The sequence below is a fragment of the Dyella sp. C11 genome (genome assembly GCF_003121485.1).
In the GTDB taxonomy this organism is placed as follows: domain Bacteria; phylum Pseudomonadota; class Gammaproteobacteria; order Xanthomonadales; family Rhodanobacteraceae; genus Dyella.
Genome location: NZ_QAVX01000002.1, coordinates 21,554 through 46,590 on the forward strand (window position 1 = coordinate 21,554; position 25,037 = coordinate 46,590).

The 25,037-nt window shown below is 64.8% G+C and carries 22 protein-coding genes; 7 read left to right on the forward strand and 15 right to left on the reverse strand.

All coding sequences use genetic code 11. The features are described from left to right. Positions 1-170: 170 nt before the first annotated feature. The 4 genes from DK366_RS02490 (at position 171) to DK366_RS02505 (ending at position 3,628) form a co-directional block, all read left to right on the forward strand. Complete coding sequence (locus tag DK366_RS02490) at positions 171-1,133, forward strand: DMT family transporter (protein ID WP_109123948.1); 963 nt, start codon at positions 171-173, stop codon at positions 1,131-1,133. Between the two features lie 73 nt (positions 1,134-1,206). Continuing rightward, on the forward strand, positions 1,207-1,782 hold the full coding sequence (locus DK366_RS02495; protein WP_109124255.1) for an NUDIX hydrolase: 576 nt from the start codon (positions 1,207-1,209) through the stop codon (positions 1,780-1,782). Between the two features lie 92 nt (positions 1,783-1,874). Continuing rightward, positions 1,875-2,240: a hypothetical protein gene (locus DK366_RS02500; protein ID WP_109123949.1), complete on the forward strand. Its 366-nt coding sequence runs from the start codon at positions 1,875-1,877 to the stop codon at positions 2,238-2,240. A gap of 212 nt (positions 2,241-2,452) precedes the next feature. Continuing rightward, the gene (locus tag DK366_RS02505) at positions 2,453-3,628 is read left to right on the forward strand and encodes a GGDEF domain-containing protein (RefSeq protein WP_109123950.1); all 1,176 of its coding nucleotides are present in this window, start codon (positions 2,453-2,455) and stop codon (positions 3,626-3,628) included. A 292-nt stretch (positions 3,629-3,920) separates the two neighbouring features. Here the strand turns inward: DK366_RS02505 and DK366_RS02510 are convergent, their stop codons facing one another. The 12 genes from DK366_RS02510 to DK366_RS02565 all read right to left on the reverse strand — a co-directional run bounded on the left by DK366_RS02510 (position 3,921) and on the right by DK366_RS02565 (position 17,531). Then, the gene (locus DK366_RS02510; RefSeq protein WP_198651393.1) at positions 3,921-4,223 is read right to left on the reverse strand and encodes an STAS domain-containing protein; all 303 of its coding nucleotides are present in this window, start codon (positions 4,221-4,223) and stop codon (positions 3,921-3,923) included. A 144-nt stretch (positions 4,224-4,367) separates the two neighbouring features. Continuing rightward, complete coding sequence (locus tag DK366_RS02515; protein ID WP_109123951.1) at positions 4,368-5,552, reverse strand: methyl-accepting chemotaxis protein; 1,185 nt, start codon at positions 5,550-5,552, stop codon at positions 4,368-4,370. 15 nt (positions 5,553-5,567) lie between these two features. Then, positions 5,568-6,665: a chemotaxis response regulator protein-glutamate methylesterase gene (locus DK366_RS02520; protein WP_109123952.1), complete on the reverse strand. Its 1,098-nt coding sequence runs from the start codon at positions 6,663-6,665 to the stop codon at positions 5,568-5,570. Positions 6,666-6,773: 108 nt separating this feature from the next. Beyond that, the gene (gene cheD, locus DK366_RS02525) at positions 6,774-7,433 is read right to left on the reverse strand and encodes a chemoreceptor glutamine deamidase CheD (RefSeq protein WP_198651394.1); all 660 of its coding nucleotides are present in this window, start codon (positions 7,431-7,433) and stop codon (positions 6,774-6,776) included. Continuing rightward, entirely contained in the window at positions 7,430-8,311 is an 882-nt protein-coding gene (locus DK366_RS02530; protein WP_109123953.1) for a protein-glutamate O-methyltransferase, read from the reverse strand. Before DK366_RS02530 ends, cheD begins: the two co-directional genes overlap by 4 nt. 2 nt (positions 8,312-8,313) lie before the next feature. Further along, positions 8,314-10,026 (reverse strand): methyl-accepting chemotaxis protein, encoded by a 1,713-nt coding sequence (locus DK366_RS02535; protein WP_109123954.1) that lies wholly within the window; start codon positions 10,024-10,026, stop codon positions 8,314-8,316. A gap of 27 nt (positions 10,027-10,053) precedes the next feature. Further along, positions 10,054-10,560, reverse strand: coding sequence for a chemotaxis protein CheW (locus DK366_RS02540; protein WP_109123955.1), 507 nt, complete (start codon positions 10,558-10,560; stop codon positions 10,054-10,056). Positions 10,561-10,786: 226 nt separating this feature from the next. Further along, on the reverse strand, positions 10,787-12,469 hold the full coding sequence (locus DK366_RS02545) for a methyl-accepting chemotaxis protein (RefSeq protein ID WP_109123956.1): 1,683 nt from the start codon (positions 12,467-12,469) through the stop codon (positions 10,787-10,789). A gap of 297 nt (positions 12,470-12,766) precedes the next feature. Then, a complete protein-coding gene (locus tag DK366_RS02550; protein WP_109123957.1) occupies positions 12,767-14,428 on the reverse strand; it encodes a methyl-accepting chemotaxis protein in 1,662 nt (553 codons plus the stop codon). A 273-nt stretch (positions 14,429-14,701) separates the two neighbouring features. Further along, on the reverse strand, positions 14,702-16,693 hold the full coding sequence (locus tag DK366_RS02555) for a chemotaxis protein CheA (protein WP_109123958.1): 1,992 nt from the start codon (positions 16,691-16,693) through the stop codon (positions 14,702-14,704). A gap of 143 nt (positions 16,694-16,836) precedes the next feature. Then, entirely contained in the window at positions 16,837-17,199 is a 363-nt protein-coding gene (locus DK366_RS02560) for a response regulator (protein ID WP_109123959.1), read from the reverse strand. Between the two features lie 14 nt (positions 17,200-17,213). Then, entirely contained in the window at positions 17,214-17,531 is a 318-nt protein-coding gene (locus DK366_RS02565; RefSeq protein ID WP_109123960.1) for an STAS domain-containing protein, read from the reverse strand. Positions 17,532-17,725: 194 nt separating this feature from the next. Here DK366_RS02565 and DK366_RS02570 point away from each other — a divergent pair, with 194 nt between their 5' ends. The 3 genes from DK366_RS02570 (at position 17,726) to DK366_RS02580 (ending at position 20,454) form a co-directional block, all read left to right on the forward strand. Next, positions 17,726-18,871 (forward strand): flagellar hook-length control protein FliK, encoded by a 1,146-nt coding sequence (locus DK366_RS02570; protein WP_109123961.1) that lies wholly within the window; start codon positions 17,726-17,728, stop codon positions 18,869-18,871. After that, on the forward strand, positions 18,868-19,143 hold the full coding sequence (locus DK366_RS02575) for a flagellar biosynthesis protein (protein ID WP_109123962.1): 276 nt from the start codon (positions 18,868-18,870) through the stop codon (positions 19,141-19,143). Before DK366_RS02570 ends, DK366_RS02575 begins: the two co-directional genes overlap by 4 nt. Before the next feature lie 102 nt (positions 19,144-19,245). Further along, entirely contained in the window at positions 19,246-20,454 is a 1,209-nt protein-coding gene (locus DK366_RS02580) for a DUF2252 family protein (protein WP_109123963.1), read from the forward strand. A 250-nt stretch (positions 20,455-20,704) separates the two neighbouring features. Here DK366_RS02580 and DK366_RS02590 read toward each other — a convergent pair whose 3' ends face one another. From DK366_RS02590 to DK366_RS02600, 3 genes are all read right to left on the reverse strand, one after another. Further along, positions 20,705-21,649: a transporter gene (locus DK366_RS02590; RefSeq protein WP_109123965.1), complete on the reverse strand. Its 945-nt coding sequence runs from the start codon at positions 21,647-21,649 to the stop codon at positions 20,705-20,707. Positions 21,650-21,883: 234 nt separating this feature from the next. Further along, the gene (locus tag DK366_RS02595; RefSeq protein WP_109123966.1) at positions 21,884-23,839 is read right to left on the reverse strand and encodes an AI-2E family transporter; all 1,956 of its coding nucleotides are present in this window, start codon (positions 23,837-23,839) and stop codon (positions 21,884-21,886) included. A gap of 597 nt (positions 23,840-24,436) precedes the next feature. Next, positions 24,437-24,766: a hypothetical protein gene (locus DK366_RS02600; RefSeq protein ID WP_109123967.1), complete on the reverse strand. Its 330-nt coding sequence runs from the start codon at positions 24,764-24,766 to the stop codon at positions 24,437-24,439. Positions 24,767-25,037: the final 271 nt, after the last annotated feature.

Below are 25,037 nucleotides of genomic sequence, written 5' to 3' on the forward strand. Positions count from 1 at the left end.
GTGCGCGACGAATCTCGCGGTGAGTTGAGGGGGGCCGTCGCGCACAGGGTGCGCTCCCACAAAGGTAGCTGCCTGTCGAGATGGTTATCGGCATAGAGCCACCAGGACAGCGGCGACACGACCGCAATCTCGTACAAGACGACACCGCCTCCACTCATCACGCTGCACCCATGTGGACAGGCATTCTCTACGCACTTACCGCCGGACTGATGTGGGGGCTGGTCTTCGTCAGCCCGCTGCTGCTGCCGGACTATCCCGCGGCGCTGCAATCCGTGGGTCGTTATCTCGCCTTTGGCGTGATCGCGCTGCCGCTGGCATGGATGGACAGGCGCGCGCTGCAACAACTCGCGCGCGCCGACTGGATGGAGGCGCTCAAGCTCGCCGCCGTGGGCAACCTGCTTTATTACCTGTGCCTGGCCAGTGCCATCCAACTGGCGGGCGCGCCGCTGCCCACCATGATCATCGGCACGCTGCCGGTGGTCATCGCCATCAGCGCCAACCTGCGCGATGCCCATCGTGATGGTCGCCTGCCGTGGCTGGCCCTGTTGCCGTCCTTGGTGCTTATCGCCGGTGGCATTGCGTGCGTGAATCGCGCGGAGCTCGCCGCGCTGGATCAGCCATCGACGGCTGATCTCTGGCGCTATGCGCGAGGTGGCCTGCTCGCGCTGGGCGCCGTGGTCTGCTGGACGTGGTATCCGCTGCGCAACGCCGACTGGTTGCGGCGGCATCCCGACCGTAACCCACGCACATGGGCCACCGCCCAGGGCCTGGCTACGTTGCCGCTCGCGTTGGGCGGCTATGCGTTGCTGTGGTCGTTGATGAAGGTCGCCAACCATCCGTTTGCGATGCCGTTCGGTCCGCATCCGTGGCGTTTCGTCGGACTGATGGCCGCCATTGGCCTGTTTGCCTCATGGCTGGGCACGCTGTGCTGGAACGCTGCCAGCCAACGCCTGCCGACGGCGCTGGCGGGACAGTTGATCGTGTTCGAGACGCTGGCTGCGCTGGCTTATGCCTTCGTGTTGCGCGGCCATCCACCCGGTGCACTCACGTTGGCCGGCGTGGCGCTGCTGATCGCGGGCGTGGCATGGGCCGTGCGCATCAAGCCACGGCCGGTGGAGCTGGCGGTGGAATAAAGCGGCGTGCAGGTTGTGGCTGACATGAGGGAGGGGCAACATGCAGCCCTTCCCCTGCTGCATGGCCTCCTCGATGACCGCTCCGGAAAGCCGCATTCCCGCCGACGCCAACGCGCCCGTCGAAACCCTTTACGTCGGCAAATGGCTGAGCCTGCGCAAGCGCGGTCGCTGGGAATATGCCGAGCGCAACAACCCGGGTGGCGCGGTGATCATTCTGGCCGTCACGCCGGATGACCATGTGCTGTTCGTCGAGCAGTACCGCGTCTCCATTCTCAAGAACACCATCGAAATGCCCGCAGGCCTCGTTGGTGACCTGCACGACCATGGCGATGAAGACGCCTTGCTGGCGGCGGGTCGCGAACTGGAAGAGGAAACCGGGTATCGCTGCGGCCGGCTGGAATTCGTGCACGAAGGCCCGTCGTCGTCCGGCATGAGCACCGAGATGATCGCCTTCGTGCGTGCCTGGGATCTGGAAAAGGTCGGCCCGGGTGGCGGTGACGAGAGCGAAAACATCATCGTGCACGAAGTGCCACGCGCGAAGGCCGGCCAGTGGCTGTTCGAGCGCGCCGCCGAGGGCTATTCCATCGACCCCAAGCTGTTTGCGGGCCTTTGGTTCATCGAGCACACGGAGCTGAAATCCATACGCTGAACGCTTCGTGCATCGCGCGCTAAAGAATCCGGGGTTTGTGCCGATCAGTGTCATGTCGACCCTTTGACCTGACTCTCATCACGGACCCCCTTATGAAGAAGACCCTGATCGCTGCCGCCCTGCTCCTGATGGCCCCGCTGGCCTCGCACGCTGCCTGCGCCCCGACCGATTTCGCCGTGCAGGATTTCAAGATGAAGCTGGTCGGCGCCGGCGCCGCTGCACGTCTCAGCCTGACCGGCCAGCTGGTGAACCATTGCGCTGAAGCTGCCGCTGCGCAGATCACCATCGATGCGAAGGACCCGTCGGGCAAGGTCATCCAGAGCAAGAAGGGCTGGCCGGCCGGTACCACCAACATTGGCCCGGGCCAGTCGGTGGACTTCGATCTGGGCCGCCTGTTCCGCTTCGATCCCGAAATGCAGTCGTACACCGTCGGCGTGGCCGACGTGCGTACCTGGTAACGAGTCCTTTGATACAAGCCCTGTACGCAGGCTCTGTTTTGGTTTTACTTGAGGCCCCTGACGGGGCCTTTTTTTTGGGGAGCGCACCCTGTAAATGTGACGTGGTTCAAGTTTTCGGGGCTTTGTCCGATATGCTTGGATGACCACCCACCGCCTCGTCGAGGCCCGGGGTTCCCCGCGATCACGAGGGCGCCCTGGCAGCAGGGAGCGCCATGCAGTTAGATATTCCAACTCTGACGATAGTCAGCCTGCTGATGAGCATCGGCGCGGCGATTGGATTCACGTCGCTGATGGCCGTGCTGAACACGCAAAGGGTGCTGCGCATCTGGGTAACCAGCATCTGGATCAACACGCTGGGCATCATCCTGATCGGCCTGCGCAACCATATTCCCGACGTCATTTCGATCGTGATCGGCAACGGCCTGCTGGTGATCGGCAACGTGCTGGTGCTCAAAGGCATCGTCCAACACCTGGGGCTGGCTTTGCGCTGGCGTTGGCCCGGCGTGCTTGCGGTGGTGTATACCGGCGCCATCGCGTGGTTTGCCCTGGTCACGCCCAATCTGGGCGCTCGCCTGCTCGCCGGCAGCCTGCAGGCCATGGCGTTCAACTTTGCCTACGCTTACCTGCTGCTGCGCTACAGCGAATTGGACATACGCAAGAGTTGCCGCATCGCCGGCGCGTTGCTCACCATCAACGGCCTGTTTTATCTCGGGCGGGCCTTTGTGCCACTCAACCCGGGCGCCAACCAGAACCTGATGCATGCCGGCCTGCCAGTGGCGGCTACCTACGTGATCGGCATCCTCACCACGCTGGCGTCGTATTTCGCGCTGCTGCAGTTGATTACCGAGCGATTGATGGTGGACCTGCGCCGCGCCGCACGCACCGACGGCCTGACCGGCCTGCTCAACCGCAGCGCCATCGTCGCCGAAGGGCGCGCATCGCTGGAGCACTGCCTGGAGCGCGGGCAATCGTTCGCGCTGATGATCTTCGACCTCGATCACTTCAAGCAGATCAACGACAGTTGGGGGCATGACGCCGGTGATGCCGTGCTGCGCCACGTCACGCAGATGCTGCGCAAGTCGATCCAGTGGCCGGGTTACCTCGCCAGCCGCTATGGCGGCGAGGAATTCGTGGTGGCACTGCCAGGCGCCACGCTCGCGCAGGGATTGCAGGCGGCGGAGCGTTTGCGCCACGCGCTGGCCGAATCGCAGGCACGCGTGGGGGAACACACCATTCCCGTCACCGCCAGCATTGGCGTGGCCATTGCCAGGCATGGAACACGCTTCGAGCACCTGGTGCGCCAGGCCGATCAGGCGATGTATCGCACCAAGTTCGATGGCCGCAATGGCGTGAGCTCCGCCGAAGAACAGGACGCATCCTTCGCCTGAGCAACCCGTTCACGCAGTGTCATATCGACCATCGGCTGCGACGCCAGGCCGGCGTCACTTCGTCGTCTGCGTGAGAAAACCTCGGCGTGGAAGCTGCGCCGGAACCACGTTCACTGATGCATCGTGGTTCCGGCAAAGACCGGGTTCGTTGCCTGCCACATGTCGTCGATCAGGTCTCATGGCAGTGGGCCGGAAACAACATCATGGTCTTACCGGCAACGACACCCGGTCTTCACCGGTGGCACATGGTACCGCGACCAGCGTCAAGAAGGCATCGTTGTCGTGATGTCGTTCAGTGCAGCACGAACAGCTTGTCGAATCCCGCCACGCGCAACGTGCCACGCAGGCTGGTATCGGCGTTGACGATGCGGATCTCCGAACGGTCCGCACCCGCGTGTTCGCGCAGCAGAAGCAGCATGCCGAGCGCGGAGCTGTCCATGCTGGACACTTCGCCCAGATCGATGACGTAGCTGCGCGCGGCACGGCCGCCGAGACAGGCATCGTGGAAATCGCGATGCACGGTGAAATCGAAACGCTCGCCCAGCTGCAGCGTGACGCAATCGAGGTCGGGATCGTGGTGGACGGTCAGGCTCATCGTGGTATTTCCTGTGGCAGTGCGATCCGCCGGGACCGCTCGCAAACCTGGCACGGCGTGCCCGATTTGTTGAAGCCAAACCCGACCAGAAGTCAGGCTTGAGCAAGCCGGCGGCGCGCCTTGGCACGCTGCCGGCCGTCGGAATCAGAACAGTTCGATCTCGCCCGCATCCATCGAATTCTGCAGCGCCGGGCCGCGCGAACGGATGCGTGCCTTCTCGCGCTGAATGGCCAGGCGGCTGCGCACGCGCTCGGCACGCTGCGCCAGCGCTTCGGCATCGATGGGATTGCAGGCGAGTTCCTGGATGTCGCGCGTGCATTCGGTGGTGATGTCCTGCAGCTCCACCAGGCGCTGGCGCGTCTGGTTGATCAGCTGGCTCAGGATGTCCTCGAACTGCAGCGAGCGAACCGTGGTGGCCACGTCGGTACCCAGGCCGCGGTTGATCTCCACCACCTGGTCGGCCACCTTGCTGGTACGTGCGTCGCTTTCGGTCACGTGCGCCATCATGGCGTCAATGCCGCCCTTGGCCGACAGCGCCACGTTCAGATCCTGCGACGCCATGGTGCCGACCAGGCCACGCAGCTGCTCCATCGCGGTACGCGCACGCTCCACGTGGCTGCCGATCTGCTCGTTGAACTGGTTGGAATGGCTGGCGAGGTTGCGGATCTCGCCGGCCACCACCGCGAAACCGCGGCCGGATTCACCCGCACGCGCTGCCTCGATGGCCGCGTTGAGGGCCAGCAGGTTGGTTTCCTCGGCGATGGTGTTCACGTTCTTCAGCAGGCCGAACACGGCATCCATTTCCTTGGCCATGCCGTCGATGCGGTAGACGATGCGCAGGCTTTCGCGCGACATCTGCACCACCATGTCCACGAAATGCTCCAGCAGGTCGCTGGTGCGCGCCGCGAAATCCTGCACGGACACGCCTTCGCCCTGCCCGTCGATGATCTGGCGCAGCAGCGACTGCTGCATGCCCGTCTTGCGCGACAGGCCGTCGAAGCCGCCACCCAGCTCGGTCACCGCGTCGCGCAACAGGTCCATCGCCTGGTGCAGTTCGCGCGTGGCGTGACCGAGTTCGTCGACCAGCGAGCTGCGCACTTCTTCCAGTGCTTCGCGTACCGGTTCGTGGTGCTCAAGCGACGCCTGGATGACGGGCTCGACGACCGGCACGGCGCGGCGCGTCTCGACGATCCACGCGGCCGTGAGCAGCACGATCAGCACGGGGCCAAGCCACGCGGACGGCCAGGCCATGGTCAACACCAGCGCGATGGCGCTGGTGCCCAGACCGATTACCGGGCGTTTTTGCAGGAAGGAAAGAAGAGCGTCCATAGGGATATCCGCAGATCAGTTGGCCGCCACAGCGGCGCGGGAAACAGGTTGTTGCGCCATCGCGAGCAGACGCGCGGCAATGTGGTCGAGCGGCAGCTTTTCGCTGGCGGCACCGAGCTTCCACGCAGCGCCGGGCATGCCCCACACCACGGACGACTCTTCGTCCTGCACCAGCGTGCGGGCACCGCCCTGCTGGAGTTCCAGCAGGCCGCGTGCGCCGTCGTCGCCCATGCCGGTGAGCAGCGCCGCGATGGCGGACTTGCCCACGCTGGCGGCCATCGAGCGGAACAGAACATCCACGCTCGGCTTGTGACGGTTCACCGGCGGCCCGTTGTGCAGGCGGCATACGTACTTGGCGCCGTCCCACATCACCAGCAGATGTTCGCCACCCGGTGCGATGTAGGCATGGCCCGCCTGGATCGGCTGACCGTCGCGCGCTTCGCACACGCGCATGGCCGAACAGGTGTCCATGCGCTGCGCGAACGGGCCACTGAAGGCAGCGGGAATGTGTTGCGTGATGACGATGGGCGGCGCATCCGGCGGCATCGCCTCCAGCACCACGCGAATGGCTTCGGTGCCGCCGGTGGATGCACCGATGGCGATGATGGGCATGCCACCGCGCGTGCCGGCGCTCTGCGCGCGAGGCAGCACGGCATCGGCGGTGAGGCGCGGCGGTACGTCGAGCTTGCGCACAGCGGTGCGCTGGCGCGGGCGCGCGAGCGCGGCCAGCTTTACCTTGGCGCAGATCTCCTGCGCGCCTTCGGCAAAGGTGGCGGCCAGATCGTTGCTCGGCTTGGTGAAGAAATCCACGGCGCCCAGTTCCAGCGCGCGCAGCGTGACTTCGGCGCCTTCCTGCGTCAGCGAGGACACCATCACCACCGGCATCGGCCGCAGGCGCATCAGGTTCTCGAGGAACGTGATGCCGTCCATGCGCGGCATTTCGACGTCGAGCGTGAGCACGTCCGGATTGAGCTGCTTGATCTTTTCGCGCGCGATCAACGGATCGGCGGCGGTACCCACCACCTCGATGCCCGGATCGCACGAGAGCATGGTCGACAGCAGCTTCCGCACCAGTGCGGAGTCATCGACCACCAGGACACGTACTCTTTCCATCGTGATTTCATCTCGCCTTCGTCGTGCGGCGTGGCGCGTTCGTCCACATCCGCCGGCCCGTGTCGGCGCCTGATGCCAAGGGGAAAACCGTAAAAACGCGCGGCGGCGTCAGAACAGTTCCACCTCTCCCTTTATCGGATCGTTTGCCAAACGCTTGAGATACTGGCGCTCGCCATCCACCAGCACCGTGTCGGTGCGTCCCCGCAGCTGGCGCACGCGCGCCTTGCCGGTGGCGGGGAAGAACTGCACGTGGCGCGGATGCACGTCGCCCAGGTCCTCGGCCGCCACTTCCAGCCTTTCGGCTTCCAGGTAACGGCGCACGAAGGCGATATTGCGCTGGCCGATGTCGGTCATCGTGGCCAGCACGCGGCCGCCGCCGAACACCTTCACGATCAGGTTGGCGCGCTGGCCGCCCGCCTTGAGGATGGCGTTGATCAACTGCTCCATCGCGTCGTTGCCGTAGCGCGCCGCGCGGCCCACCGTATCGGCCCAGCCACCGCGTTCACCACCGATGGGCTCGGGCAACATGAAGTGGTTCATGCCGCCGATGTGGCGCACGCGATCGTAGATGCAGGCGGAGACGCAGGAGCCGAGCACGGTGGATACCATCTCCGGCTGCGAGCTGACGTAGTACTCGCCCGGCAACACCTTCACCGTCATGCACGACTGCGTGGGATCCCAGAAACGGCGCAGATGTTCGAACCCCGGGATGACCCGCGCGGGGTCATACCCTGCGCCTGCGGGGATATTGGCAACGGCGACGTTCATGCACTGCGCTTCCGGTAGACCGTCCGTCCGATCAGGTCAAAACTGTCGTTGAGTCCGTACATGGACTCCGAATGGCCAAGGAACAGATAGCCGCCGTCGGGCAGCAATCCAGCGTAGCGCTGGAACAGTTTCTGCTTGGTGGGCTTGTCGAAATAAATGACCACGTTGCGGCAGAAAATGGCGTCGAACGGGCCCTGCATCGGCCAATCGTGCAACAGGTTCAGCGGCAGGATGCTCACCAGTTCGCGCAGGCGCGGGTTCACGCAGACATAATCGGCGTAGTCGCCTTCGCCGCGCAGGAACCAGCGGCGCCGACGTTCCACGCTCACGCCTTCGAGGCGCTCAAGCGCGTAGACACCCTTGCGTGCGGTTTCCAGCGCCTGTGGCGACAGATCGGTCGCGAGGATCTTCGCGTCCATCTGCTGCGCGCCGTGTTTTTCCAGCGCCTCGGCCAGCACCATCGCCAGCGTGTACGGCTCTTCGCCCGTGGCGCAGCCGGCGGACCAGATGCGCAAACGGCCGCCGTTCTTCTTTTCATTGATCCAGCGCGGCAGCAGTTCGTCCGTAAGCAGGTCGAAGTGATGCGACTCGCGGAAGAACGCCGTGACGTTGGTGCTGATCGCGCTGGCCAGCTCGCCCAGCTCCTGCTGCGGATCGCGTCGCAACAGGTCGCAGTAAGCCTGGAAGTCACGCAGCTTCAGTGCACGCAGGCGACGCAGCAAACGGCCTTGCACCAGCTGGCGCTTGTGTTCGCCCAGCGAGATGCCGCACTGCTCGTAGACGAAGGCGCGGAGAAACTCGAACTCGGTGTTGCCGAGTGACGGGCCGCCGGTGGCCGCCACGCCCATGTTGTTGTCGATCGTGGCAGCCGTGCTCATGCTTAGAACTCCTTCCAGGAGCCAGCGTCAGACGCTTCGGCGCGTGGCGCACGGGACGCCGGTGCAGCCGAGTTGCGCACCGCGGCGAACACGGCTTCGGCCTCCGCCATCACCGACTGCGAGCGCGCCTTTTCGGTGGCGACCTCGCCATGGCCTTCGCCCATCTGGAAGAAGCCGACATGGCGGGCGAGTTCGCCGGCCTGCTCGTGCATGGCACGGGCAGCGGCGGCCGCCTCTTCCACCAGCGCGGCGTTCTGCTGGGTCATTTCGTCCATCTGCAGCACGGCGTGGTTCACCTGGTCGATGCCGGCGGACTGTTCCTGCGACGCAGCGGCGATCTCGGCGACGATGTCCGTCACCTTCTTCACGCTGTCCACGATGTCGGCCAGCGCCTTGCCGGACTGGTCCACCAGCGACGAACCCACGCGCACCTTCTCCGCGCTGTCGTTGATGAGGCCCTTGATCTCCTTCGCCGCACCCGCGCTGCGCTGCGCGAGGTTGCGCACTTCGGTGGCCACCACGGCGAAGCCGCGGCCCTGTTCGCCCGCACGGGCCGCTTCCACGGCGGCCTTGAGCGCCAGCAGGTTGGTCTGGAAGGCGATCTCGTCGATCAGGCTGACGATTTCGGAGATCTTGCGGCTGGAAGCGTTGATGTCGCGCATCGCGGAACTGGCCTGCGCGGCCACTTCGCCGCCGTGCTCGGCCTGACGGCGCGTGGCGCTGGCAAGCTGGTTGGCGTGGCTGGCGTTCTCGGCGTGCTGCTTCACGGTGGAGGTCATTTCCTCCATCGACGAGGCGGTTTCCTCCAGGCTCGACGCCTGTTCCTGCGTGCGCTGGCTCAGGTCATCGTTGCCGCGAGCGATCTGCTGCGCGGCCGAGCTGACGGAGCCTGCGCCGTGGCGCACTTCGCCCACGATGGTGACGAGGCGTTCGTCCATCGTGCGCAACGCGTCCAGCAGTTCGCCCAGTTCGTCCTTGCGGGTGGTGGTGATCTTGTGGCCGAGCCTGCCGCCGGCAATGGCATGGGCCACCTTCACGGCAACGCCCAGCGTGCTCAGGATCGAGCGCATCAGCAGCAGCGCCATCACCGAGGCAATGGCCAGGCCCACCAGCAGCGCGCCGATGCTGATCGTGCGCACCACGTGGTAGCGCGCGACCTGTGCATCGTAGATTTCCTTGGCGTCGGCGCGTTGCGCGTCAACCATCTTGCTCAACGCCTCCTGGCGCTGCATCAGCAGCGGACGCACCTGCATTTCCAGCAGTTCGCTGGCACCGGTGTCGCCCTGGTTCAGCGCATCGACCATCGAATCCTTCGCGTCCTTGTAGTCCGCGTCGGTGGAGTGCCAATCGTCGTAATGCTTCTTGACGGCGGGGCCCATCGGGATGGCGGCCAGCTGCTTCTTCAGGCCTTCCATTTCGGTCTGAAGCTTGGTGTATTCGGTGAGCTTGGCCTTCACCTGGTCGGGCTTGCCCACCAGCGAGCCCGACTCGCCCAGCAGGATGAACGACATCAGCTGGTGCGCAGTGATCTGCGAGACGAGCTGGGTCGGCACGATCTCTTCTTCATAGATCTTGCCCATGCCGTCGTTCTGTTCCTGCATGCCGCCGATGCCGATCACGGCGCCGGCGATCAGCATCAGGCCCAGCAGGCCAAGCACCGCACGCAGGCGGTTTCGAACGGAGAGTTCCGGGGCTTTCAGTGCGAACTTCTTCATGATGATTCCACTTCCTGCGTATGTCGTTCAGGCCACGGCTTTCACATCGGAGGCAGCTGGCAGCGCCGCCTCAAGCATTTGTGCGTCCTGGGGCTGCAGCAGCTTGTCCACGTCCAGCAGCAACACCATGCGGTCGCCGGCGGAGGTCAGCCCCTTGAGGTATTCGGTATCCACGGTGGTGCCCATGTCGGGCACGGGGCGGATGGCGCCCGCTTCCACGTCCAGCACGTCGGAGACGGCATCCACCACCACACCGAAATTGCGACCGGCCACGGTGATGATCACGGTGACCGTGGTGACGCCATACGCCTCGCGTTCCAGGCCGAAGCGCAAGCGCATGTCGATCACCGGCACGATCGCGCCGCGCAGATTGAGCACGCCCAGCACGTACGACGGTGCCTGCGGAATGCGCGTCACCGGCGTCCATCCGCGAATTTCGCGGACCGCCAGAATGTCGATGCCGTATTCCTCGTGGGCGAGGTTGACGGTGAGGTACTGCGACTGGAGCGCCTCGCTCCGGGTGTTATCGGACATGTTCGCCTCGTGGACAGGGCCGCATGAGAGGCCCCCTATCAGGATCTGGATCGGCGGTGCGGGGGGAAACTTGAGCGAAATGCACGTTTTCGGCAGATGGTTTTTTGGGCGCTGCGGAAGCGACACTTGTGGGAGCTCACCCTGTGAGCGACGAGCCTTTGGAGCCTCAAGGCGACCGGTTGTCGCGCACAGGGTGCGCTCCCACAACGAAGCGGAGCTCTGCGATTCAGAACTCGCTCCAGCCTCCCGCCATGACGACGGCCGGCTTGGGGGCCTGAACGACGGCGCGTGGCACCGGGGCAGCCGCTGGCGACGACGCCCGCCTGGCCACAGCCCCTTCCTGCAACCGGAAGAACCGCACCTGCGCCTCCAGCTCGTCGGCCTGCTCCTGCATGGCCCGCGCTGCCGCGGCCGCCTCTTCCACCAGCGCCGCGTTCTGCTGGGTCACCTCGTCCATCTGCATCACGGCACGGTTCACCTGGTCGATGCCCGACGACTGCTCCTGCGCCGCGGCCGCGATTTCCGCCACGATGTCAGTCACGCGCTTCACGCTGTCGGCAATGCCGGCCAGCACGTTGCCCGACTCTTCCACCAGCGCAGAGCCGGCCTGCACCTTGTCGACGGTGTCGCCGATCAACGCCTTGATCTCCTTCGCCGCCGTGGCACTTCGCTGCGCAAGGTTGCGCACTTCGCCGGCTACCACCGCAAAGCCGCGGCCTTGTTCGCCCGCGCGCGCCGCTTCCACCGCCGCATTGAGTGCGAGCAGGTTGGTCTGGAACGCGATCTCATCGATCAGCTGCACGATGTCGGTGATCTGGCGACTCGCGCCTTCGATCTCGCGCATGGCGTGGCTGGTGCGCGAGGCGACGTCGCCACCACGCTCGGCCTGTGCGCGGGCACTGCGCGCCAGCTGGTCCGCATGGCCGGCGTTGTCCGCGCTCTGGCGCACGATGGAGGTCATTTCTTCCATCGACGCGGCGGTTTCTTCCAGGCTGGACGCCTGTTCCTGCGTGCGATGCGACAGATCGTCGTTGCCGCGCGAAATCTGCTGCGCCGCCGTCGAGACCACCTGCGAGCCTTGCTGCACCTCGCGCACGATCTCCACCAGCTTGGTGCGCATGCGCTGCAAGGCATCGAGCATGCTGCCCGGGGCAAAGGTGTGACCGCCATCACCGGTCGCCAGGTCACCGTCGGCGATGCGTGCCGCCATGGCCAGCGCGAACGCCGGTTCACCGCCGATGCTCCGGCGAATGCTGCGCATGGACAGCCACACCACGCCGATGACCAGCAAGCCGACCAGCCCCGCCTCCAGCAGGCTTACCAGCAAGGCATGGCGGAACTGCTCGTTGATGTCCACGAAGTAGGCACCCGTGCCCATGTGCAGATCCCACGGCTTGAACCAGGCGCTGTAGGTGATCTTCGGCTCGATCTTCTTGTCCGGCGGCATGGGCCACTGGTATTCGGTGACGCCCGCGCCCTGCGCGCGGTCGACCTGCGCCATCAACTGCCAGATCGGCTTGCCCGTCGGGTCCTGGTCGTCGTGCACGTTCTTTCCTTCCTTCTCGGGAAGAAAGGGGTGCATGCGCATGATGAAGTTGGAATCGAACGCGAACACGTAGCCGGAGCCGTTGCCCCAGCGCATGGTGCGGATGACGGCGAAGGCACGGTGCTGCGCTTCTTCCTCGCTGAACTCGCCGGCTTGCGCGCGATCATGGAAATTCTGCGCAACGGCCATCGCAGTGGCGACCTGGTCGCGTAGCGCATGCACGCGCGCCTCCATCTGCAGCCGTCGGCTGTCGAACGCCGACACGACGGTCAACGTCACGAGGCCGGCGATGACGAACGCGATGACCAGCCACACCTTGGCCGCAAGGCTCAGGCGATCGATGAATGTGAGGGGAGACGTCATGAAAAACCTTCAGAATGAAAGGGGGCGTTTTCTGCGATTGCCCGGATTCATTCCCTGCACTGCCCTGCGCCGACATCCTGCCGGCGGCCGCGGCTTCCTGTCGCGGCTTGTTCGCGTGGCGAACGGTGTTTCTTCAGGAACCGCGAATTCGCGGTTCTTTTCGCTTGTTGTGGGAGCACACCCTGTGGGCGACAGCCTCAGTGCATGAAGGCGCAGGTGCGCCTGCACTCGCCTGACCCACAATCCCAACTCGCCTGTCGCTCACAGGGTGAGCTCCCACAAGGCATCGCCAGTCCGTCAGAACTCGCTCCAACCACCGGCGGTAGCCACCTGCGGCGTGGACGCCACGGTGCGGGTGACTGTGGGGCGCGGCTTCGCCAGCGGCTCACCACCCTGCACCCGGAAATAACGAATCTGCCGCTCCAGTTCGTCCGCCTGTTCCTGCATGGCACGCGCTGCGGCAGCAGCTTCTTCGACCAGGGCCGCGTTCTGCTGGGTCACTTCGTCCATCTGCATCACCGCGCGATTCACCTGGTCGATGCCCGATGACTGCTCCTGCGCCGCCGCGGCGATTTCCGCCACGATGTCGGTCACGCGCTTCACGCTGCCCACGATGTCTGCCAGCACCAGGCCTGATTCGTCCACCAGTGCCGAGCCCACCTGCACTTTCTCGACGGTGTTGCCGATCAGCGCCTTGATCTCCTTCGCCGCCGTGGCGCTGCGTTGCGCGAGGTTACGCACCTCACCGGCCACCACGGCAAAGCCGCGCCCCTGTTCGCCCGCGCGCGCTGCTTCCACCGCCGCATTGAGTGCGAGCAGGTTGGTCTGGAAGGCGATCTCGTCGATCAGCTGCACGATGTCGGTGATCTGGCGACTCGCGCCTTCGATCTCACGCATGGCGTGGCTGGTGCGCGTGGCCACCTCACCGCCGCGTTCGGCCTGCGTGCGCGTGCTGCGCGCCAGCTGATCGGCATGACTGGCGTTGTCGGCGCTCTGGCGCACGATGGAGGTCATTTCTTCCATCGACGCGGCGGTTTCTTCCAGGCTGGAGGCTTGTTCCTGCGTGCGATGCGACAGATCGTCGTTGCCGCGTGAGATCTGCTGCGCCGCCGTCGACACCACCTGCGAACCCTGTTGCACTTCACGCACGATGCCAACGAGTTTGTTGCGCATGCGTTCGAGTGCTTCGAGCATGCTGTCCGGCGAGAACTGGGTGTCACCCTGTGCCACCAGGTCGCCATCGGCGATGCGCGCCGCCATGGCCAGCGCAAATGCCGGTTCGCCGCCGATGCTCTTGCGGATGCTGCGCATGGATTGCCACACCACGCCGATCACCAGCAGACCCACGATGCCGGCTTCCAGCAGGCTCACCAGCAGCGCATGGCGGAACTGCGCGTTGATGTCCACGAAGTACGCGCCCGACGCCACGTGCAGGTCCCACGGCTTGTACCAGCGGGTGTAGGTGATCTTGTGTTCGTCCTGCTTGCCGCCCGGCATGGGCCACATGTATTCGGTGGCGCCGAAGCCGTCGCGCTGGTCGGCTTCCATCATCTGGCGATACATCGGCGTGCCCTGGCTATCCGCCTCGTCGCGGATGCTCATGCCCACGCGCTGGGGCATGATCGGGTGCATGCGCATCACGAAGTTCGAGTCGAACGCGAACACGTAGCCGGCACCGTTGTTCCAACGAAGTGCAGCGACCGCGGCGAGCGCCTGCTTCTTCGCCTCCTCGTCGGTGAGCTGACCGGCGACAGCGCGCGCGTGGTAGCTGTCCAGCAACGAGATGGCCGTAGCCACCTCATCGCCCAGCGCGCTCACGCGCGAAGCCATCTGCAGGCGGCGGCTATCCATCGCCGACACGAAGGTCATCGTGGCGAGCCCCGCGACCACGAAGGCAATCACCAGCCACACCTTGGCGGCCAGGCTCAGTCGGTCGATGGTGGCGAGTGGAGACTTCATGGAATAAACACCTTCAGAATGAAATGGGCGGTTTGCCGTTGCCCGGATTCATTCCCTGCACTGCTCTGACGCCAGGCCGCAGCCCGGCGCGCCGCGGCTTCCTGTCGCGGCTTTTCGTTTTCCTTTCTGGTGTTTGCTTGTCATCCCAGCGAGGAGCTCCACGACAGCGAAGCTGGTCAAGCTGGGATCCAGCGCCTTAGGCAGCCTGGCGAAAAGTCACTGGATCCCAGCTTTCGCTGGGATGACGAGCTTGTGCTCTCCGACGCGGCGAATTCACGCCGCCTTCTTACGCCCCTGCATGCGCACCAGCCCCGCGATATCGACGATCAGCGCCACCGAGCCATCCGCAAGAATGGTCGCGCCCGAAACGCCCTGCACGCGCCGATAGTTGGCTTCCAGCGACTTCACCACGGCCTGCTGCTGGCCGATCAATCCATCCACGAACAAGCCGACACGCGCGCCGTCGCCTTCCACCACCACCATCAGGCCATCGTCGATGGCGTGGATCGCCCCGTCGCAACCAAACGCATCGTGCAGGCGGATCACCGGCAGGTATTCGCCACGGAAGCGGAACAGTTCACCGCCGCCCGCCACGCTGCGCACCGCATCGGCCTTCAGCTGCACCGATTCCACAATGGATACCAGCGGCACGATGTAACGCTCTTCGCCCACCGCGGCGGTGAGGCCGTCGATGATCGCCAGCGTCAGCGGCAAGGTGATGGTGAACACGCTGCCCTTGCCCTGCGTACTGCGGATGGTGACCGTGCCGCCCAGATCGGACACGTTGCGGCGAACCACGTCCATGCCCACGCCACGACCCGAAAGGTCGGTGGTAACGGCAGCGGTGGAGAAACCCGGCTGGAAGATGAGTTCCGCCACGGCGTCGTCGCTCATGCCTTCGGCGCTGGTGATGATGCCGCGCTGGATCGCCTTGGCCACGATGGCGTCGCGGTTGAGGCCGGCGCCGTCATCGGAGACTTCCACCACCACGTTGCCGCCGCGATGGGACGCATGCAGCGTGAGCGTGCCGGTGTCGCCCTTGCCTGCCGCGCGACGCTTGTCCGGTGTTTCCAGGCCGTGGTCGATGGCGTTGCGCACCAGGTGCACCATCGGGTCGCCGATCTTTTCCAGCACGGTCTTGTCGAGTTCGGTCTGCTCGCCGATCAGCTCCAGCTTCACCTGCTTGCCGAGCTTCTGGCTGATGTCGCGCACCATGCGCGGGAATCGGTTGAATACGGAAGCGATGGGCAGCAGGCGAATGCCCATCACGCTTTCCTGCAACTCACGCGTGTGACGCGCCAGTTGCGCCAGGCCCTGTTCGAGCACGGCGATGCGCGAGGCGTCGAGTTCGCCTTCGCGGAAGGTGTCGAGCATGGACTGGGTAATCACCAGCTCGCCCACCAGGTTGATCAGTCCATCGATCTTGTCGATGGATACGCGGACGGAGCTCGATTCGGCATTCGCTTCGCGCTGCGCGCGTGCGGTGCCGGCATCGGCAACGTTCGGTGCCGGTGCCGCGGCAGGTGCCGCGACGGGCGCCGCTGCCGGTGCGATGTCGGCGACAACGTGCTTCGCCTCGATCTCCAGATCGCACTCGCCTTCCACCCAATCGAATACGCCGGCAATGTCGGCGCGCTTCACTGGACCTTTCAGCTCAATAGTCCAACCGATGTGGCACTCGGTGGGTTCCAGCGCGGCGAAGGCAGGCAATGCATCAAGCGATGGCGCAACGGCCAGCTCGCCCAGGTCCGCGAGCTCGCGGATCAGGCGCAGCGGTTCGTTGCCACCGGCCAACATGCCGGCATGCGGACGAAAGCGGATGGTCCAGGCATCGGCTTGGTCCACGTTGCGTCGCGCCGTCGTGGCGACCGGCGTACCACGCCCCATGGCGGCGGCCAGTTCGTTGCGCAAGCCTTCGGCCACGGCATCGTTCAACGGCTCGCCGGCTTGCGCGCGGGCAAACATGCCGCGCAGGCAGTCCACCGTGCGCAGCATGAGCTCGATGATGGATGCATCGATGGGCCGCTTGCCGCTGCGTACCTCATCAAGCAGGGACTCGGCCTCGTGGGTGAACGAGGACATCTCCGGAAAACCGAAGGTGGCCGCGCCGCCCTTGATCGAGTGAGCAGCGCGGAAAATGGTGTGCACCAATTCCGCGTCGCCGCCGTCGTCCAGCGCAAGCAGTGACGACTCCATCGTGTCGAGGCCTTCAAGGCTCTCTTCGATGAACACCTGTTGGAATTGCGCCAGACCGGCCTTGCTCATGGGGATCTCTACTCTTCGGGGTACGTCGCGAACTCGCCTTTGACCGTCATCCCTGCGAAAGCAGGGATCCAGTGACTTCTTCGCGGCGTTGAAAGACACTGGATCCCAGCTTTCGCTGGGATGACGAGCCAAAGGCCTCGCGTTTAACCCAGCACGCGCTTCACAGTCGCCAGCAGCTGCTCGGGATCGAACGGCTTCACCAGCCAGCCGGTGGCACCGGCGGCCTTGCCTTCCATCTTCTTGTCCGTGTGGGACTCGGTGGTCAGCATGAGGATGGGCACGCCCTTGTAGGCCGGCAGCGTGCGCAGTTCGCGCACCATGCTGATGCCGTCCATTACCGGCATGTTCACGTCCCCCAGCACGAGGTCGCAGCTGCCGCCCTTGGCAGCGTCCAGCGCCAGCTGGCCGTTTTCCGCCTCGCTCACATCGTGGCCGGCGTTGCGCAGGGTGAAGGCCACCATGCCGCGCATCGAAGCCGAATCGTCAACCGCAAGAATCTTTGCCATCTTCCACCTCAGTTTCAGGCCGGCATGGGTGCCGGCAATTCCAGAGCCTGTGCGAGGCCGAGCACGCCGGCCGCATCACGTATCACATCGCTTATGCCCAGCCACGAGGGCGACTGGCCGCGTGCCGTCGCCTCGCGACGAAACGCCACCAGCAGTTGCAGCGCGGCGGTGTCCACACGCTCCACCCCCGCGCCGTCCAGCTGCGTGGCGGGCGCGTCGAAGGCATCGATCAGCTCAGCCTTCACGTCGGCCACGCTGCCTAGCCGGAAATCGGCCGGCAACGCGATCACCCGCGCGCCGCCCTTGTCTCCACCCGTGGTTTTGCTGCCCATCGCGCTGATCCTCTGCCCACCCGATGGGCGTCTACGGGTGGTTTATCGGCCATGCCGCGGTCGGCTTTAGGAATTTCGCGGTGTTGGTGGCCGGTCACAGAACCGGAAAAAGAGCCCTCAAGTTTTTCCGAAACCCGCCGATGATCAGGGCACGGACGGGCGCGCACACTCGCTCTGTGCGCAAGGAGCCTTGATTGATCATTCAACCCACCAGCCTCGCAGCCCTCGCCTGGGCCGGCGCTGCTTCCGGCAGTGCCGCCGAGAGCTGGCGCATCGGTACCGTGCTGTCCGCGCGCCCGCTGGGGATCAATCCCGACGGGATGATGGTGCTGCAGATCGGCGCCGTCACCGTGGAAATGGAAGCGCCTGCCGGCCAGCAGCTGCCCGCCCAGTTCCAGGTGCGCGTGCTCACCCTGGGCGCCCAGCCGCAGCTTGAATTCGTGATGCCGCAGACCGTTGCCGAGCCCGCCACGCAGCTGGCCATGCGCGAACGCCTGCCCCAGCAGAACGGTTACGCCCCGCTGCTCGCCACGCTCGATGCGCTCGCGCAACGCCCGGCCCTGCGCCAGCTGCCGGCCTATCTGCGTCCCGCGCTCGCCTTGCTGGAACATGGCGTGCGTACGCCCGCCGAAATCACCCGCGGCGAAGGGCTGGAAGAAGCCATCAAGCGCAGCGGCCTGTTCCTCGAATCGCAACTGGCCCAGCCGAACCTCGACATGGCCGGCCTGAGCCAGGAAGACTGGAAAGCCGCGTTGCTGCGCCTGGCCAGCCTGCTCGACGACTACCTGCCAGCGCGGCGTGCGCCGTCCTCTTCCAGCGAAACGCCGCCGCCGCTCCAACAGCGAGGGCTGCAGGCGCAACCACGCGCCCTGCTGCCGACCTCGCTGCTCGATGACGATGTCGACGCGCTGCTCGCGCGCCTGCATGGTGAGGTGCACGCGGCACTGGCGCGCGTGGAAGTGGCGCAGCTGGAGGCCACCACTACCTCGGCGTGGATGATCGAAATCCCGCTGCAGGGCGAAGAGGGACGCGACATCCTGCAGGTGCAGATGCAGCGCCATGGCGATGCCCAGTCGGGTTCGGCGTGGACCTTCGGTTTCGCCATCGACCTTCCCTCGCTGGGCGCCATCCAGGGCGAACTGCAACTGCGCGACCTGCGGCTGTCGGTGCGCTTGTGGGCCGAGCGCATCGAGACGGTGCATCGCCTGGAACAACAGTTCGGCGCGCTGCGCCAGGCGCTGTCCGCGGCTGGATTGATTCTTGACCAGCTCTCCTGCCAGCAAGGCCTGCCGCAGTCGAACCATCCGCACAGCGCCATCCTGTTGAGGACCACCGCATGAGCCAGTCGCTGCCTCCCGCACGTCGACGCGTCACGCTGCGCCTGTCGGGCGGTCCCGTCGATGCGCCGGCCAACACGGTGAACCTGCCGCCCGAATCGCTGGAAACCTTGCTCGCGCGTGCGCGTGCACTCGGCATTCCGTTGCACCACGATCCGCAAATGGCTGCGCTGCTCGCCTCGCTGCGCCTGCGCCAGGAAGTGCCCGCCACACTATACGCGGCAGCGGCCGCCGTGATGGCCTGCATCTACGACGCGGCCGACGCGCACCACTGAACGCATATTCCTGCGATTGCACGCACTGCGCGCACGCGCGAAAACATGACGCCTCCTTCATGACCGGTCCGCAACAGTGCGCCGGCACAGACAGGATCGCCCATGGCACGCACCAGACAGCTCGCCGTTCCACCGGCCAAACGACAGCAGGCGCTCACCGAGCGCCGTAACACCAAGATGGCTCGCTCAGCGCATGCTTACGTGCGCGGCAACACGGCGCAGTTCTACGAATGGCTCGCGTCACGCGCTGCGCCGCGTCTCCCTGTCGGGCCTTCCATCTGGATCTGCGGCGATTGCCACATCGGCAACATCGGCCCGGTAGCCGACGACAAGGGCCGCGTGCACATCCAGATCCGCGATTTCGACCAGAGCGTGATCGGCAATCCCGCGTATGACCTGGTGCGCCTCGCACTCTCGTTGGCCATGGCAGCGCGCGGTTCCGACCTGCCCGGCATCACCACCGCCAATATGATGGAAGCCATGCTGGATGGTTACGAAGCCGCGTTTCCCGAGGTGGACGATCCCGAACCCAAGATGCCCAGCACCATCAAGCTGGTGATGAAACAGGCGCTGCAACGCAACTGGAAATCGCTGGCTTATGAACGCCTCACGGGCACGGGCCTGGAATTTCCGCTGGGCAAGGAATTCTGGCCGCTGGCGGCGAAAGAGCAGAAAGCCATCCAGTCACTCTTCAAGGAAACGGCGCTGGACGAACTGGCCACGCAACTGCGCCATCGCGAACCGCAAGGCAAGGTGAAAGTGCTCGATGCCGCGTACTGGCGCAAGGGATGCAGCTCGCTCGGCAAGCTCCGTTATGCGGTGTTACTGGATGTGGACGGCAACGTGGTCGAAGGCGATGACCTGTGCCTCATCGACATCAAGGAAGCACACCCCTCCATCGCACCGCGAGCCAAGGATGTGCGCATGCCACGCGATCCGGCGCAGCGCGTCGTCATGGCTGCGCAGCATCTGTCACCGGCGCTGGGCAATCGCATGCGCGCTGCACACCTGCTCGACAAGCCGGTGTTCGTGCGCGAGTTGCTGCCGCAGGATCTGAAGATCGACATCGCTCGCCTGCGCCGTAAACAGGCACGTCGTGTTGCGGCATTCCTCGCGCATGTCGTGGGCCATGCGCATGCACGGCAGATGGATGCACCGACCCGCAAGGCATGGGTCGCCGAACTCAAGCGCAATCATTCGCGCACGCTGGATGCACCGTCGTGGTTGTGGACGGCAGTGACCGGATTGCTGGCGATGCATGAGCGCGACTATCTCGATCATTGTCGGCGCTATGTGGGTGGTAGTGCGTAATTGGCTGGTATTCGCCGGAGAGCGGCGAGTACCGAAATCTTGCTTCACCCGTTGTACGTCCTCACCGTCATTCCGGCGAAGGCCGGAATCCAGGGCCTTTGCCCTTTGGGCCTGATGCAAGAGCAAAGGCGCTGGATTCCGGCCTTCGCCGGAATGACGGTGAGGGAAATTAAACTATCTCGCGAGCTGCAGACGCTTCGTTTCATAACGAAGCAGCCGCCCCGTTCCACACCGAAACAGACACCTCACATCACAGCGAAATCGTCGCCGACAACATCGCCGGATTGCCCTTCAGGCGATTGGTGACGTCGAATTCGTGCAGCCAGCGCAGCGAGAATTCCGCCTGCCCGCCCTGCCACTTCTTCAGGTAGTTCACCATGGGGCCAACGCCAATCGAGTGGCCCTTGAAGCCACCCAGCAGGTCCGCCGTGGGACCGGTGTCGTTTTCCAGCTGGTAGATCCAGCCACCTACCGCACCGATGCCCCATCCCGTGGGAAAGCGCTTCACCAGCAGGGTATCCAATCGATACACCGCGCCGTTCTGGTAGTTGGTTGCCTTGTCCCTGGTGTAGAAGTCCACCGCCGTGGTGGCGCTCCACTCCAGCGAACCCTTGTCGAACAATCCGGTGTAGCCCACCGTGGGCGAGAACGTCCACATGTTGAGGCTTGCATTGGCCAGGCGGCCGTCCTTGTAGTCGCCGGTGGGGGCGTAGACGTAAAGCGAGAACGAGACGTGCTGCGTCTGGCTGAAATGATGGCTGGCAATCACCGGCGCGAAGAACATGTCGTACGGCCCGAGCACGTGTGACGAGCGGCTCGCGCTGAAAGGCCCGATGCGTGCGTTGACGTTGGCATCCACGTACGCGAACGGCAGCGTCATCATCGAGGCAAAGTTCCATGACGACGGCTTGGTATTCCAGATGTACAGGCCCGTGATGGTGGCCAGCTGGAATTCCGCCTTGAGGCCCAGCGACGTGCCGCCACCGGCGATAGGCACCTGCCTGGAAGCGCTGATCGAACCATCGTAGTACGCGTAGCCGTATTGCCAGGTAAGCCCGGGCGTGGGCGGGATCAGGCCGGAATACGAGGTGGCTTGCAGACCCGTGATGGAACGCCCCACACCGGTCTCCGTGGCATGCAGCGGCAACGCGACCAAGACGACCAGCAAGGCTGCCCATAGCGCGACTCGTTTCATGACAGCTCCGAACCCTCAGCGATGCGGCGGCTTGCACGTCACGTGAAGCAAAAAAGCGCCGTCAGGTGGTCGCAGCGTCTCCGGATCACCGGGTTCAAACAAGCGAAAATCCACCTATGCCGACTAGGTAGAACTACGGAAACCGACGCCCTTCCAACGCGGCAAGAACGTCGTTCCCGCAACATCGCTCGATCATGCAAAGGAATCGCCGTACAACGCCTTCCACGCGCGCTTTCAGATGGCTGCGCTGGAAGGCACCGCTGCGTTGCCGCCTTCCGGAAAGCGGGCAATGGCTTGCTGGGCGGCCTGCTCCAGCGACGTCACGAACTCGTTGACGTTTTCGTTGAGCGGCGGCGCCACTTCTGCCGCGGCGAGCGGTTCGGGGAACATCACGCCGACGATGCAGGCGTGCGACATGCGGGCATGGACGAGAGCCACGGCATCGTCGAAGGCATCGCGCTCCTTCACCGGGCTGGTGCTGACCACGTAAGCCATCGACACGGCCTTGGGCGTCAGGTCCGGGTGCGCCTGCGCGTCGAACGATTCGAAATCCGCGATGGAAATGTGGCGGGCATCGATATGCAGGTCCCGCAGGATGCGCGTGAGCAGTTCGGTGGAAAGATCGTCCGCCATCGAGCCCAGGCCCATGCACAGCACGATCGATCCCGGCGCCACCGCCAACGGACCCTGGAACTGGCCCATGGCGTCCTCGCGATGCTGACGCAGGCTCTGGCCGATGGTCATGCTTTCAAGCACCGACGTGCGGCGACGCCAGCGCAGCCAGCGGCTTTCATGGCTGTCGAGCGACTCGACCACGGTGACGATGGCCTGCTTCACCGACAGTTGCTGCGCCGTGCTGATGGCGCCATTGGCCAGGTCGATGCGTGCCAGCTGCAACGCGGGCAACAGCACGGCATCGCAATAGGCGGCGAAGCTTTTGCGCTTCAGGAAGTCGCGCGCCTCGCTGATGATCTCGCTCGAATCACCCGACAGCGCGCGCTGGTACACGCGTTGCGGCATGGTAAGTGCCGGCGTGTCGCCCAGCAGGATGTTGAGCAGGTCCAGCGCCTGCACATGGCGTCCTGCGACAACCAGGCACAAGGTCAACGGGGTCGACATCAACAGTCCCACCGGCCCCCACAGCCAGCTCCAGAAAATCGCCGCCACGACGACGGCCAGCGGCGACAGGCCGGTGGTGTGGCCATAGAGGAACGGCTCGATCAGCTGCGACACCACGATCTCCACCACCAGGTAGAGCACCAGCGTCATCCACAGCAACGACCAGCCCGGCGCCACCGCCGCGGCGAACACGCTGACCAGCGCCGCCACCAGCCACACGCCGATATAGGGCACGAAGCGCATGGCCGCGGTAAGCAATCCCCACAGCAAGGCATTGGGAACGCCGATCAGCAGCAGCCCCAGCCAGCTCGCCACGCCTACGCCAAAATTCACCGAAAAGGTGGAAAGAAAAAAGCGCGACAGTCGTTCGCCGGCGTCGATGATCGCCGCCGTGGTGGCGCGAAGGTCCGAACCGCCCGCCAGGCGGATGAAGCGATCACGCAAGGATTCGTGCTCCAGCAACACGAAGATCAATACCACCAGCACGATGCCCGCCGTCTCCACCGGCACCCACGCGGTGGAAAGCACGCGCGTGAGAATGCCCACGGGCGTTGACGGTGTCTTGGTCGCCTGCGTCGAGGGCTTCGGCGTTGCCGGTGCGTTGGTGAGATAAGGCGGCGCAAGGAACGGCTGCGCCGCCGTTGCACTGGGCGCGGGCGTGCCGTCCTGGCCCGAATCATCAATCACCTTGCCCAACTCGCCGCGCACCACGTCCAGCCGCCCCAGCGTTTCCTCGCGCAACGACTGCGCCTTGGCACGGATGGTCACTTCGTACTGCGGCAGGCTGCGCGCCACGTGCACCACCTGGGTGCCCATCATGGTCGTCACGCCGGTGACGATGACCACCAGGGCCACTACGGCGATCAACACCGACGCGGTGTGACCAAAGCCGATGCGTCGATAGATGCGCACCCACGGCGCCATCAACAGGCTGAGAAACAGTGCCAGGATGATCGGCACCAGCACTTCCCTGCCGAAGTACAGCAGCGCGAGCACGCACGCCAACGCAACAATGACGACGGCACGTTGACTCGCCGTCGCGGCGGTCTGTGCTGGGGGTTGCGACGACATGGGCTCTCTCCTCTCCACCACGGTATCGCCGGGATCTGCGCCCCGGCGTGCCGCAAGGATAGCCGCGCCTCGGGCATTGGAGATGTCAACCTGCTCGAAACCGCCCAGCGATACAGCTTTACACGCCATTGTGCCGCCGAAAGCCGCGCCGGGCGTCACAGCAGCCCCCAGGCCACAAGGTCATACAGGGCTTGCAACAGCCACTAATAGTGCGAGCTGGTACCCAGCATAGCGGCCTGCCGCACCGCCTGTGCGGCACAGATGGGACGCAGCTCCCAAAAGAACCCACGCAAATGCATGCGTGAGATACGGGTACACAGCGCCAACTGAGAATTGCCCATGTAATGGGGCTGCATATAGTCCCTCCAGAGCACCGCGCAGGGCTGGCGAGCCGGCCGCGTCTGGACGATCTGGAGTGGTGGGTGAACAGGCAAGCGAAGCATGGGTGTGGATGTTCTGTAGGGCGCTGGCGACGCAGCCCCAGCACGCGCACTTCAGTGTGTGGGCTTATTCCGAAAGAGCCTGTCCGTTCTCGCCTAGGTGTGGCGCAACAGCCCAAGAGCCGTCGCGCCACGGGGAACGATCACAAGGACGGGGTCAAGCGTTCACGGTGGGCACGTGGCCGTGCCCAAACGCTGCCCGCTCCAGACAGTGAATGGCTATCGAGAGCGCAGCCGTTACCTCCGCCGACAGCGGATACTGCAAAGGTTTGACCGGGAAACCCCACACCCGCGCCTTGCGATACCGGTCGCTGTTGCGGCGCAAGCGCACTAGCGTCAACACCGCGAGCGCCGTGTCGACCGGATCGTAGGGAAGGAGTGCTTCTACAGGTAAACCCGGTGAAAACGGGCTGCCGGGAGGTTCCGTGAGGGTGTCGTCGTCGGGAAACGACGGGCGTGCGCGTGCCGTATGATCGCGGATAGCCATGATCAACTCTTCTCTAGTTGGTGATGGTTAGCGGGTCGCAGGTGTTTCAGCACCTGCGGCCCGCGTCTGATGGCATCGCTGCCACCGTCACTCGCGCAGGCCGGTAAAAGACGGCGCGAGTGACGTGCCGAAAGTAGCAAAGCCCCACCACGCTGACTGTCGGGCTTTGCCGATAGTTCGGTTCGCACACGGACCATTCGGCGCACGGCTGGGCGCAACCGTTCCTTGTGCATCGCCTGTTGCACCGCCCATGCCGAGCGCGCAAGCGACC